Origin of the sequence: Acinetobacter sp. ASP199 (genome assembly GCF_022700675.1) — a bacterium.
Taxonomy (GTDB): domain Bacteria; phylum Pseudomonadota; class Gammaproteobacteria; order Pseudomonadales; family Moraxellaceae; genus Acinetobacter.
In genome coordinates this window covers 771,265-783,776 of the sequence record NZ_CP062182.1, presented here as the reverse complement: position 1 = coordinate 783,776, position 12,512 = coordinate 771,265, and the positions used below count along the sequence as shown (strand labels likewise).

The window sequence follows — 12,512 nt, the reverse complement described above, 5'->3', positions numbered from 1 at the left end:
TTATTTCGATCTACTGTCCAACTTAAAAATGGATACCGTATGAGCTCCCTAAATCCAACTTTAATAACCTTCCTCTTTTATATTGTCGCCATGGTTGTGATTGGCCTGATGGCTTATCGCGCGACAACAAACTTTTCCGACTACATCTTAGGGGGCCGACGTTTAGGTAGTTTTGTCACTGCACTTTCTGCTGGTGCTTCCGATATGAGTGGTTGGCTGCTGATGGGTCTGCCCGGTGCAATTTATCTTTCAGGTCTGTCTGAAATGTGGATTGCGATCGGTCTGATTATCGGTGCCTGGCTGAACTGGCTTTTGGTCGCCGGACGCTTACGTGTGCATACTGAAGTGCAGCACAATGCCCTGACCCTGCCAGACTATTTCTCGAACCGCTTTAACGACCAGAAGAAAGTTCTGCGTGTGGTTTCTGCATTCGTGATCCTGATCTTCTTCGCAATCTACTGTGCTTCCGGCATGGTTGCAGGTGCGCGTCTGTTCGAAAGCATGTTTGAACTACCATATAGCACTGCCCTGTGGATCAGCGCAATTGCTACCATCAGTTATGTATTTATTGGTGGCTTCCTGGCGGTCAGCTGGACTGATACGATTCAGGCGGGTCTGATGATCTTTGCTTTGTTGCTGACACCAATTGTGGCTATTTTATCTTTCTCCGATATGTCACAAATCACTTTGGCACTTGAAGCGGCTCGTCCACAAGCCATGAATGTCATGGGTGATCTAAGCTTTGTTGCGATTATTTCCTTACTGGCTTGGGGTCTGGGTTATTTTGGTCAACCGCATATTCTGGTGCGTTTCATGGCAGCAGATTCGGTGAAATCTATTCCGAATGCACGTCGTATTGGCATGACATGGATGACACTGTGTCTGGGCGGTGCGGTTGCAGCCGGTTTCTTTGGTATTGCTTACTTCCAGGCACATCCAGAACTGGCAAGTGTGGTCAATGCCAACCCTGAAACCGTATTTATGGAGCTGACTAAAATTCTGTTCAATCCATGGATTGCCGGTGTGGTTCTGGCTGCAATTCTGGCTGCGGTAATGAGTACGCTTAGCTGTCAGCTACTGGTGTGTTCGAGTACTTTGACTGAAGACTTCTATAAGTCTTTCCTGCGTAAAAATGCCTCTCAAAAAGAATTGGTCTGGATCGGTCGTTTGATGGTGCTATTGATTGCCCTGCTTGCGATCTGGATGGCGGGTAATCCGGAATCTAAAGTGCTTGGTCTGGTTGCTTATGCTTGGGCGGGCTTTGGTGCTGCATTTGGTCCACTGATTATCCTGTCTCTGTTCTGGAAACGTATGACCTTGAATGGCGCTTTAGCAGGGATGATCGTAGGGGCTACAGTAGTGATCCTATGGAAGAACCTGTTTGCTGCGACTGGCCTGTATGAAATCATACCGGGCTTCATCTGTTCAATGATGACTATTATTGTGGTGAGCTTGATGGGCAAAGCGCCAACAGCAGAAATTACCGATCGTTTTGAACAAGCAGAACGTCTGTACAATGAAAGTAAATAAAATGAGCTAAAATAAAAAAGAGGACTAAATGTCCTCTTTTTTATGCGCTGCATCACTATAAAAATTAACTTTTGCGATGCAACAAGAACTGTGTAATCTGAGTCAATTCTTCAGCCTGACCTTCGAAATGAGCCAAAGCATTAAGGGCTTGATCATGCAACTGCTCAGCATACTGTTTTGCCTGCTTAAGTCCCATAAGCGCAGGATAAGTCGATTTCTCTACCTGTTCATCCTTCCCTGCCGTTTTTCCTAGTACTTCGGTATCAGAAATGATATCCAGGATGTCATCCTGCACCTGGAAAGCCAGACCAATCGCCTGACCAAATTCACGCAGTTTCGGAATCGCCAGATCCGTCCCTTCAAAAATAGTCACCGCTGCCATCATGATTGCTGCTGAAATCAGTGCACCGGTCTTATTACGATGAATGGTTTCTAATGCTTCCTGATCAATGCGTTTCCCTTCAGACTGCAGGTCTAAAACCTGACCATTGACCATCTTGGAAGATGCTGTTGCCAGAATCTGCATCTGTTTGAGTACAATCGCGGATTCAACTGCGGGTCCCTGATCGAACAGGCGACTGCCTAAAATTTCAAATGCCATGGATTGCAAAATATCGCCAGCAAGCAATGCGGTATCTTCACCAAAGGCAGCATGACAGGTCGGCTGGCCACGGCGCAACAGGTCATTGTCCATACATGGCAAGTCATCATGCGCTAGTGAATAGCAGTGAATGAACTCAATTGCGACTGCAGCACGACGCACAGCAGCAGTATTTTGATTCGGTTTAAGCGCGGCTGTGGCATAACACAAGGCTGGACGTACACGTTTTCCACCCAGCATCACTGCATGGTGTACGGCTGATTTCAGCGGCTCAGGAATGGCAAAAGCATCTAATGCTGTCAATAGGTCCTGTTGAATACGATGTTGTGCTTGAGTCAATGCATGGGTTGACAGCTCAGTTGTAGATGACACATTCGCCTCAGATCGGTTGTTCAATATATTTTCGATGACAAGAATAAGGAACTTGCCGCTTTATTCCCGCATTGTACCTCTAAATATCCTGAATTATCAGCTTGAAATCATCTATTCATTCTGCTCTATCCAGTGACCAGATCATTTTTAATAAGAAGATGCTGCTTGGAAAGTTAAATGTGCTGACCTGAATATAAAAAACCATTGTGCGGACAATGGTTTTTTATAGAGATAATGCTCAAGACATCAGTTTTGCTCTATGAGTACATCCGCAGGCACACGTACCCAGCCTTCCATCAGTACACGTGCACTACGGCTCATGATAGCTTTCTTCACTTTCCATTCACCATTTTCCTGAGTAGCTTGCGCACCCACGCGTAAAGTCCCTGATGGATGACCAAAACGCACCGCTTCACGCTCCCCGCCACCTGCGGCCAGATTTACCAATGTTCCTGGAATCGCAGCTGCAGTGCCAATCGAAACCGCAACAGTTCCCATCATGGCATGATGTAGCTTGCCCATTGATAAGGCACGTACCAGCACATCGGTATCTAATTCGGTGATCGCTTTACCACCTGAAGATACATAGGCTTTAGGTTGAGATACAAAAGCAATTTTCGGCGTATGCTGACGTTGAGCTGCTTCAGTAATATCTGAAATCAGCCCCATTTTTAATGCACCATAAGCACGAATGGTTTCAAATTTAGCCAGTGCGTCCGGATCACTATTAATATCTTCCTGTAATTCAGTACCTTGATAACCCAGGTCTTCAGCTTTCAGGAAAATTGTCGGAATACCCGCATTGATCAAAGTTGCTTCGAAAGTGCCGTATTCTGGAACAACCAGCTGATCGACCAAATGACCTGTCGGGAACATGGTTCCACCCTCGGCATCATCATCGGCAGGATCCAGAAACTCGATCTGAACTTCAGCCGCTGGGAAGGTAACGCCATCCAGCTCAAAGTCACCCAGTTCCTGTACCTGTCCATTTACGATCGGGACATGAGCAATAATGGTTTTCTGGATATTTACCTGCCAGATCCTGACTGTGCAGATACCATTTTCCGGAATACGAGAGGCATCTACAAGACCATTACTAATTGCAAATGAACCTACACCTGCCGTGAGATTGCCGCAGTTACCACTCCAGTCGACAAAAGGCCGGTCAATTGCGACCTGTCCAAACAGATAATCTACGTCATGATCAGGCCGCTGGCTTTTAGACAGGATTACCGTTTTGCTGGTACTTGAACTGGCTCCTCCCATCCCATCAATCTGCTTGCCATAAGGATCTGGGCTACCAATCACACGTAAGAGTAACTGGTCTCTGATTTTGCCCGGCTGTTGTGCTGCAGGTGGAAGATCTTCCAGCTTGAAAAATACACCTTTACTGGTACCGCCACGCATATAGGTAGCTGGAATCTTGATTTGCGGGGCAAAACTCATCGTTATTATCTTCCTTTGTCTGATCTTTATTTTGTAAATGCAATGTAACTGAGGTTGAATTTGAGTATAGTATATTTATATCGTGATAAATTGACTGCAAGACCTTTGTATAAAAAAACAACATATACAACCGCTGTCTTTTTAGTATTCGATGAGGAATATCAGATTCAATAAAATTAATATATTGATTCATTTATCTTTTATTTAATTTATTTTTATAATAATTTTTTATTAATCTGATAATAATTTTTCATTCAAGGCTTCTACTAGGCTTCTTTTGACTGATCAATTACAATCTTTCAACTTATTTTTACATTGTCGGGCTGAATACTTTGAATAACGAGTCTTCACAACTTCAGCGTGGCTTAAAGAACCGTCATATTCAGTTGATCGCCATGGGCGGTGCAATTGGCACAGGCTTATTCTTAGGTTCCGCACAGGTGATCCAATCCGCTGGTCCTTCGATTATTCTGGGCTATGCCATTGGTGGCTTAATTGCTTTCCTTATTATGCGTCAATTGGGTGAAATGATTGTTCATGAACCTGTTGCAGGTTCTTTCAGCCATTTTGCTTATAAATATTGGGGTAAATTCCCTGGTTTCCTCGCGGGCTGGAACTACTGGATCCTGTATATCCTGGTCGCAATGACCGAGCTTACCGCTGTCGCAAAATATATTAACTACTGGTGGCCACATATTCCTGCCTGGGCATCGGTGCTGTTTTTCTTCATTGTGATTACCCTGGTCAACCTCGGCAATGTGAAATTCTACGGTGAATCAGAGTTCTGGCTTTCAATCATTAAAGTGACTGCGGTCATCTCGATGATTGTCTTTGGTTTATACCTGATCCTGACTGCAGATGCTTCATCTACCGCATCTTTTAGCAATTTATGGACTGCAGGTGGCTTCTTCCCGAATGGCTTTGAAGGTTTATTCTTCATGCTGGCCTTCCTCATGTTCGCCTTTGGCGGGATTGAACTGATTGGTATGGCAGCAGCAGAAGCGGAGAATCCGGAAAAGACTATTCCTAAAGCGATTAACCAGGTTGTTTTCCGTATTCTGATTTTCTATGTCGGTGCGTTGACCATCTTGTTATCATTAGTGCCTTGGAATCAGTTGGAACTCGGCGGTCTGGATAAAAGTCCATTCGTAATGATCTTCAGTCAGCTCGGTATTGACTGGGCAGCCCACCTATTAAACTTTATTATTCTAACTGCTGCACTGTCTGTATATAACAGTGGTATGTATGCGAATAGCCGTATGCTTTACGGTCTGGCACAGCAAGGTAATGCACCCAAAATCTTTAATAAGGTGAATAAGCAAGGGGTTCCTATTCCTGCCGTGCTATTCTCTGCCCTGCTGATTTTTGGCTGTGTATTATTGAACTACTTCGTTCCTGAAGATGCGCTGAGCCATCTGATTTATATCGTGGTCGGGGCATTGGTATTGAACTGGGCAATGATTTCGATGACACATTTCAAGTTTATTCAGGCAATTAAAAAAGTTGGGGAAAAAACCAAATTTCCAGCACTTTGGTCTCCAGCAAGTAACGTACTTGTATTGGGCTTTATTGCGACTATTCTTTACATTATGTGGACTCAGGGCTTCCAGGAATCAGTATACATGCTGCCGATTTGGGTGGTGATCATGTTTATCCTGTTTAAACTGCTCCAGACCAAGAATTGATAAAACGTTTTAATTGACTATTTTTTAAAGTTATTGCTTCGGCAATAACTTTTTTTTTCGTCTTTTTTGGAGTAGATTAGGGATCGTTTTGCGCCCTTAGCTTAACTGGATAGAGCAGTTGCCTCCTAAGCGACCGACGTGGGTTCGAGTCCCGCAGGGCGCACATATTTCAAATATGTGAACTAATTAACAAAAAATTTAAGCAATAATTCAATATATTTATATTTTTTTCATTTTTTTACTATTTCCCTATCTTTAATTAAATTTTTAAATTTCAAAAGCTTATATCCTTACATTACTTTTCAATTAGTATTTTTACTCTAATTTGATGTTTTTTTGAACTACTCATTCAAACTAGAGCATTTACTCTTTTTTATATTGTGTTATTTTTGTCACATGGAGTAACAAATCAGCCATTGAAGGCATAGGAATGACTCCAAAAACAATACCAAGCTCATACCGAATAAATGTTTTAAAACCCCAATTTGTACCTCAAGGGAAGATGAAGAATGAAATTAAAAACGCTTAGTACAGCAATGATTTTAGCAACGTTACCAATGACAGGCGCGTTTGCTGCAGCTATGGATCGTTCTGGCCAGTCAATTGCAGCATTTTTGCAACCAGGTAACTACTTTGAAGCGGGGTTTTCTGTTTTAGATGCTGATGTTTCTGGTACTAATAATCAATTAAATGGACTTGGTCCTATCCCAGGTGCAGCTCCTCAATCTAGTGGAGATATGGCAAGTTCTTATTATTTCCCAACAGCTGCTCTTAAATTACAACTGACAGATAACTTCTCTTTTGGTCTTTTATATGATCAACCATTTGGCGCTAAAGCAGAATATGAAGCACGTGGGGCTTGGTCAGCTTTTTCAGCGGGTGGCGAAGGCACAGAAGCTGAAGTCCATACTCAAAATCTAACAATGCTACTTGGATTCCAACCAAATGAGAACTGGAATTTTTATGCAGGTCCTGTATATCAAGAAGCAAAAGGTGAAGTGAGCTTACGAGGGGCTGCTTACTCTGCATTAAGTGGATACGATGCAAATATGAAAAAGGATAGTGAATTAGGCTGGGCCGCAGGTTTAGCCTTCCAAATTCCTGATATTGCGCTTAAAGCTTCATTAACTTATCGCTCTGAAATTGAACATGAATTAGATACTACTGAAACTGGTTTACCTGCTGGCTTACCAGTTACTATTCCAGGTGTTGGTACTCAAATTTTACCGCTACCAGCAATCGTAAACGGTAAAACTAATGTCACTACGCCGCAATCAGTAAACCTCGATCTTCAATCGGGCATTATGGCTGATACCGTAGCTTTCTTAAATGTCCGCTGGGTAAATTGGGATGGCTTTGAAATCCGTCCAAATGCTTTCGGTAATACCTTAGATGGCTTAGCAGGTTATGCAGATCAAGCAACTGCAATTGGTCAGCCAGCTTTGGCTAACACTTTAGCAAGTCTAGAAGGTGGTAATTTAGTCGAATATAATAAAGATCAATGGACTGTCACTACAGGTGTAGGTCGTAAATTTAGCGAAAAATGGGCTGGCAATGTCTCAGTAGGCTGGGATTCTGGTGCTGGCAATCCAGTGACAACACTTGGACCAACGGAAGGCTATTGGAATGTTGGCTTAGGTCTTCAATATAGCCCTACTCCAACTACCTTTATTGCTGGTGGCGTGAAATACTTCTGGCTGGGTGATGCCACTGCACTTACTGTAGCTAACCCTGATGTTGGTGATTTTGAAGACAATAATGCTATTGGTTATGGTTTAAAAATTGGTTACCGCTTCTAAATCTAGAATCTCTAGATAAAAACCACCTTCGGGTGGTTTTTTTATAATGGCGGATTCAAGCAGCAAGTGCAACAGTATAAAAACCAGCCATAACTTCACTAGGCGTATACCAGCCTAGTGTTTTTCTAGGGCGATGATTGAGAGCAAATTCTATCTGCTCTATTTGTTCATTTGACACTTCATCAAACGAAGATGATTTTGGCAGATATTGCCTGATCAGACCATTGGTATTTTCATTTCTGGCTCGTTGAATCGACTTGTATGGATCTGCAAAGTACGTCTCTATCCCTGCTTCCGTTATCCGCCGGTGCTCGGAGAACTCCTTACCATTATCAAAGGTTACACTGTAGGCATGACTGCTGCGCAAACATGCTAAAGCACACGAAATCGTTTTAGTTGTGGTTCTAGTTTGTCCCAAATGAACGATATGTACATACAAGCTTTTGCGCTCAACCAGAGTTAATAATGCCCCCTTGTGATTCTTGCCTATCACGGTATCACCTTCAAAATCACCTAGGCGTTGACGTTTCTCGACGACCTCATCGCGACAGTGAATACTTGTTCTATCAACGAGTTGGCCTCTACGGTCTGTATTTTTATAACCTCGTTTACGATATTTCTTTTGATGCCTTAAATGAAGGTGGAGCTTACCACCTTTAGATTTATCTAGATAAACATACTGATAAATCCATTCATGTGAAGGCACATCAAGCCAACCTCGTTGTGTTAAAGCACCTGAAATTTGCTCAGGAGACCAATCTAAGCCAATCAGATAACGAATATAAACGAGAGCAAAATCTGTCATTTGTGAAGAGGATCGATATCGTCTTTGACTTGAAAATTTCTCTGCCTGTTGAGCTCGATATCCACGTTTTCCAGTATTTCTTTTGATCTCACGATAAAGGGTTGATCGAGAACGTCCAAGCTCCCTGGCAAGGGTAGAGATTGAAGATTTGCTTTTCAAAGCAGCATAAATTTCGTATCTTTCATCTTGAGAAAGTTGGGTGTATTGCTTCATTGGGTGCTTTCCAATTGCGAGTTGAAAAAAGTCTAATGATTTTAATACACCTAACTTTTTCAACTAACTACAAATATGTCGCACTTGGTATTTGAATCTGCGAATTCAAATATTATTTTTATACACTTGTAAACTATTTGACGATTTAAACATCACTTAGTTTTTAGATAATTTATTTGTCATTTTAGCCAATCCACATAACTAAAATACTATTTAATTCACATATTTAACCTAGTATTTTTAGTACAAAAACTCTAAATGATTCTATTTTAATTACTACTCAGTTCAAATCTTCATCGAACCTGAGCATTTACTCTTTTTAATTTTATGTTACTTTTCCACAACTTTTTATTATGTTTATGCAACATTTCAGGGAAGAACCATGAAACTTAAGCCAATTTCTACTGCAATTTTACTTGCAACCCTTCCAGCTACAGCAGTTTTTGCAGCAGGTTTAGACCGCTCAGGACAGTCAATTCAGGCATTCTTGCAACCAGGTAATTATGCTGAAGCGGGTATTTCTGTTTTAGATCCTGACGTCAAAGGTAAATCTAAAATCATCAATGAAAATATCGATGATATGGGTGAAGACTACTACTTTGTCAATGCAGCAATAAAAGTACAAGCAACAGATAAAATTTCATTAGGTCTGATCTATGATCAACCCTATGGTGCAGATGCTCAATATGATGCTTCTACACTTTCATTCGGTAGCAATGGTGAAGGCACTTCAGTAGAAGTTAAAACCCAAAATTTAACTGCCTTAATTGGTTATCAACCTACAGAAAACTGGAATTTCTACGCGGGTCCTGTTTGGCAAACTGTACAAGGCACAGTATCTTTACGTGGACTTGCATACGGTGGTACTTCTAAACTTGGCAGTTACGACATTAATTTAAAAGAAGATGAAGCATACGGTTGGCTTGCTGGTTTTGCTTATCAAATTCCTGAAATCGCATTAAAAGCGGCTGTTACCTATCGTTCAGAAATCAAACATGAACTCGATACAACTGAAACTTTTGGGTTTGGCGCAATTCAACGACCAAATGCACTCACTGAAGTTGTAACTCCGCAATCAGTAAACATTGATTTCCAAACGGGTGTTGCAGCCAACACTTTAGCTTTTGCCAATATCCGTTGGGCACATTGGGATCAATTTGCGGTCACACCAAAGTTTTTAAATGCAGCTTCTGGCAATAACCTTATTGACTATTCAGACGATCAATGGTCTGCAAATGTAGGCGTTGGCCATAAATTCTCAGATAAATGGTCTGCATCTACTTCTATCGGTTGGGACTCAGGTGCAGGTAACCCTGTAACAACACTTGGCCCAACTGAAGGTTACTGGAGTTTAGGTGTAGGTGCTCAATACAGCCCAGCTGCTAATTACTTTATTGCAGGTGGTGTAAAACACTTATGGCTAGGTGATGCTACTGCACGTACTGGCACATCAAACGTAGGTGAATTTGAAGATAACAATGCTTGGGCATATGGTATGAAAATCGGTTACCGTTTCTAATTATCTTCTATAAAAAAGGATGCTTAGGCATCCTTTTTTAATTCTAAAATAATAGTCAGTCATCAGAAAAATCTTGCATATCTTTCAATAAAAATTATCATAATATTTCAAATAAATAAAGTTTAGAAATCAAAAATATAAATTTTTTAATAGGGACATACAATGAAACTCAATCCAATTTCGATTGCCATTCTTAGCTCTTTTTTACCTACAACACTACTCCATGCCGCTGCACTCGACCGTTCTTCACAATCCATAAGTGGCTTTTTACAACCTGACAATTATGTTGATCTCAGCTACTCGATTTTAGATGCAGATTTATCAGGAAAAATGCGTAGCTCAGCTTCTGGTGAAGGACGTGATTTTGATAGCAATGGCTGGAATATGCCAAGTGCTGACCGCCTAAATTTAGGTGGCGAATTAGCAGGAAGTTCTATTAGTGACATTGCTGAACGCTTTGGAATTGCCAACTTCAACTTAAAATATCAAGTGAATGAGAAAGTATCAATTGGACTAATCTATGACCAACCTTTTGGTGCAAAATCAAGTTATCAAACAAGTGATAAACGCCATGATACGGTGACAGGTTCAGGGCTCCCTGTGGGTTCTAATCATTATAAATTGGCTGAGAACTATGGTACTTTCCACAGTGTAGATGGTGGCACCTCTGTCGATGTAAATACACATAATTTGACTTTGTTGGCAGGTTATCATCCCACAGAACAAATTACAGTTTATGGCGGTCTTGCGTACCAAAGCATCAGTGGTGAATTAAAATTACGTGGAACGGCATATGGTCCACTCGGTGGCTATCTCTGTAATACAGAAACCACTATGGCTACGATGTGTACCGTGTTTAAAGAAAAAGGAACAGGCACACGCCCATCGAGCGGCACTGACCCACGCACTGACTATAAAGGCTATGAGGCTGAAATCCCATCAGAAAGCGCATTCGGTTTAGTGCTCGGTGCGGCTTATCAAATCCCTGAAATTGCACTGCGTGCATCACTGACTTATCGTTCAAAAATTGAATACGATATGAATGTGAAAGAAAAAATGCCTGAAGTGATTTCAGACACTTTACCTTTGATCAATGCAGGCTGGCATGTCAATGATAAAATTCCAGCTCTAGGTACCAAGTATCAATATACAGAAGGCAAAACCACGATTTCGACCCCACAATCGATTAACTTAGATTTTCAATCGGGGATTATGGCGAATACCCTTGCCTACGTAAATTTACGCTGGGTAGATTGGAGTTCTTTCAGTGTACGCCCACATAAAGCAGGCATCTTGTCTGAAGCAATTACACTCGGACAAGATAAAGGTCCTGACGGCTTTAATTTGATTTCCTATAAGAAAGATCAGATTTCTGCGATTTTTGGCATTGCGCGAAAATTGAATGATAAATTAGCACTTTCAATTATTGGTGGTTGGGATTCTGGTCTAGGCGAATATACAACCACACTAGGTCCATCAGATGGCTTCTGGAGTGCAGGTTTCGGTGGTCAATATAGTTTTACACCAAAAACTTTTGTACAAGCAGGTGCACGTTACTTCTGGATGGGAGATGCTAAATCTCAATCTGCGAGCTGGTATGGCACATCCCGTTATGATGCGGATTTTAAAGACAATACAGCAATTGGGATGAGTGTAAAACTGGCTCATCGCTTCTAAAGATTCAACATAAAAAAGGCATCAAAAGATGCCTTTTTTATTTTAAACAGTCCTTAAGCAGGAATATCACGATTCGATGCTTTACGGATCGCTTCTTTCAACGCTGCATAACCATGAATCGGTGGGAATTGCGGGAATTCAGCAATGACATTTTCTGGCGCATCAAATAAGAAACCAGCATCTGCTTCACCCAGCATGGTCGTATCATTATATGAATCACCTGCCGCAATTACACGGAAGTTCAAACCATGTAATGCTTGCACAGCTTTACGCTTTTGATCAGGCTGACGCAGTTTATACGCTGAAATCATGCCCTTTTCATCAGTTTCAAGTTTATGACAGAAAATGGTTGGCCAGCCTAACTGCTTCATTAATGGGTGAGCAAATTCATAGAAAGTATCAGACAGAATAATTAGTTGGAAATGAGTGCTTACCCATTCTACAAATTCTTTGGCACCTTCAAATGGTCCCATATCTGCAATTACTTCCTGAATATCATTCAGACCCAAGCCATGCTCTTTCAGAATATTCAGACGTTGTGTCATCAACACATCATAGTCAGGAATATCACGAGTCGTTGCTTCAAGCGCTTTAATACCTGTTTTCTTTGCAAAATTAATCCAAATTTCAGGAACCAATACACCTTCAAGATCCAGACATACGACTTCCATGAATATTCCCCTCAGTTATCATCGAAAAATTTTCCATATCATAGCTGAAGATTCACATTTTGCACCTTTCTTTTTTTAAATCTATTTTTTTCATTAGTATTTATTTTTTAATGATAAGCCTGCTAATTCTCTTCTATTAAAATACATGTGAAATTAATTAATATAGGCAGAGTCATTCCAAGCCTATCTCGCCA

9 protein-coding genes and 1 tRNA gene are annotated in these 12,512 nt (G+C 41.3%); 6 read left to right on the top strand and 4 right to left on the bottom strand.

Annotated features, from left to right (window positions below; genetic code table 11):
- The first annotated feature begins 39 nt into the window (after positions 1–39).
- Complete coding sequence (putP, locus tag IHE35_RS03670; RefSeq protein WP_242789353.1) at positions 40–1,530, top strand: sodium/proline symporter PutP; 1,491 nt, start codon at positions 40–42, stop codon at positions 1,528–1,530.
- 64 nt (positions 1,531–1,594) lie between these two features.
- Here putP and IHE35_RS03665 read toward each other — a convergent pair whose 3' ends face one another.
- Both IHE35_RS03665 and prpF read right to left on the bottom strand, forming a co-directional pair.
- Positions 1,595–2,503, bottom strand: a complete 909-nt coding sequence (locus IHE35_RS03665; protein WP_242789352.1) for a farnesyl diphosphate synthase — start codon at positions 2,501–2,503, stop codon at positions 1,595–1,597.
- Between the two features lie 246 nt (positions 2,504–2,749).
- Complete coding sequence (gene prpF / locus IHE35_RS03660) at positions 2,750–3,949, bottom strand: 2-methylaconitate cis-trans isomerase PrpF (RefSeq protein ID WP_242789351.1); 1,200 nt, start codon at positions 3,947–3,949, stop codon at positions 2,750–2,752.
- A 332-nt stretch (positions 3,950–4,281) separates the two neighbouring features.
- Here prpF and IHE35_RS03655 point away from each other — a divergent pair, with 332 nt between their 5' ends.
- The 3 genes from IHE35_RS03655 (at position 4,282) to IHE35_RS03645 (ending at position 7,433) form a co-directional block, all read left to right on the top strand.
- Complete coding sequence (locus tag IHE35_RS03655) at positions 4,282–5,634, top strand: amino acid permease (RefSeq protein ID WP_242789350.1); 1,353 nt, start codon at positions 4,282–4,284, stop codon at positions 5,632–5,634.
- A 90-nt stretch (positions 5,635–5,724) separates the two neighbouring features.
- A tRNA-Arg gene (locus IHE35_RS03650) sits at positions 5,725–5,797 on the top strand.
- A gap of 346 nt (positions 5,798–6,143) precedes the next feature.
- The gene (locus IHE35_RS03645; protein WP_242789349.1) at positions 6,144–7,433 is read left to right on the top strand and encodes an outer membrane protein transport protein; all 1,290 of its coding nucleotides are present in this window, start codon (positions 6,144–6,146) and stop codon (positions 7,431–7,433) included.
- A 55-nt stretch (positions 7,434–7,488) separates the two neighbouring features.
- Here IHE35_RS03645 and IHE35_RS03640 read toward each other — a convergent pair whose 3' ends face one another.
- Positions 7,489–8,451: an IS30 family transposase gene (locus tag IHE35_RS03640; protein ID WP_180182461.1), complete on the bottom strand. Its 963-nt coding sequence runs from the start codon at positions 8,449–8,451 to the stop codon at positions 7,489–7,491.
- 382 nt (positions 8,452–8,833) lie between these two features.
- Between IHE35_RS03640 and IHE35_RS03635 the strand changes: the two genes are divergently transcribed.
- The gene (locus tag IHE35_RS03635) at positions 8,834–9,970 is read left to right on the top strand and encodes a transporter (protein WP_242789348.1); all 1,137 of its coding nucleotides are present in this window, start codon (positions 8,834–8,836) and stop codon (positions 9,968–9,970) included.
- A gap of 162 nt (positions 9,971–10,132) precedes the next feature.
- Positions 10,133–11,647 (top strand): outer membrane protein transport protein, encoded by a 1,515-nt coding sequence (locus IHE35_RS03630; protein ID WP_242789347.1) that lies wholly within the window; start codon positions 10,133–10,135, stop codon positions 11,645–11,647.
- A gap of 53 nt (positions 11,648–11,700) precedes the next feature.
- Here IHE35_RS03630 and thrH read toward each other — a convergent pair whose 3' ends face one another.
- Complete coding sequence (gene thrH / locus IHE35_RS03625) at positions 11,701–12,318, bottom strand: bifunctional phosphoserine phosphatase/homoserine phosphotransferase ThrH (protein ID WP_242789346.1); 618 nt, start codon at positions 12,316–12,318, stop codon at positions 11,701–11,703.
- Between the last annotated feature and the right edge of the window lie 194 nt (positions 12,319–12,512).

What these genes read in the sequence shown, in the direction of transcription:
- putP (WP_242789353.1), top strand. Translation starts at nt 40, where the DNA reads ATGAGCTCCCTAAATCCAACTTTAATAACCTTCCTCTTTTATATTGTC.
- prpF (WP_242789351.1), bottom strand. Translation starts at nt 3,949, where the DNA reads ATGAGTTTTGCCCCGCAAATCAAGATTCCAGCTACCTATATGCGTGGC.
- IHE35_RS03645 (WP_242789349.1), top strand. Translation starts at nt 6,144, where the DNA reads ATGAAATTAAAAACGCTTAGTACAGCAATGATTTTAGCAACGTTACCA.
- IHE35_RS03640 (WP_180182461.1), bottom strand. Translation starts at nt 8,451, where the DNA reads ATGAAGCAATACACCCAACTTTCTCAAGATGAAAGATACGAAATTTAT.
- IHE35_RS03635 (WP_242789348.1), top strand. Translation starts at nt 8,834, where the DNA reads ATGAAACTTAAGCCAATTTCTACTGCAATTTTACTTGCAACCCTTCCA.
- IHE35_RS03630 (WP_242789347.1), top strand. Translation starts at nt 10,133, where the DNA reads ATGAAACTCAATCCAATTTCGATTGCCATTCTTAGCTCTTTTTTACCT.
- thrH (WP_242789346.1), bottom strand. Translation starts at nt 12,318, where the DNA reads ATGGAAGTCGTATGTCTGGATCTTGAAGGTGTATTGGTTCCTGAAATT.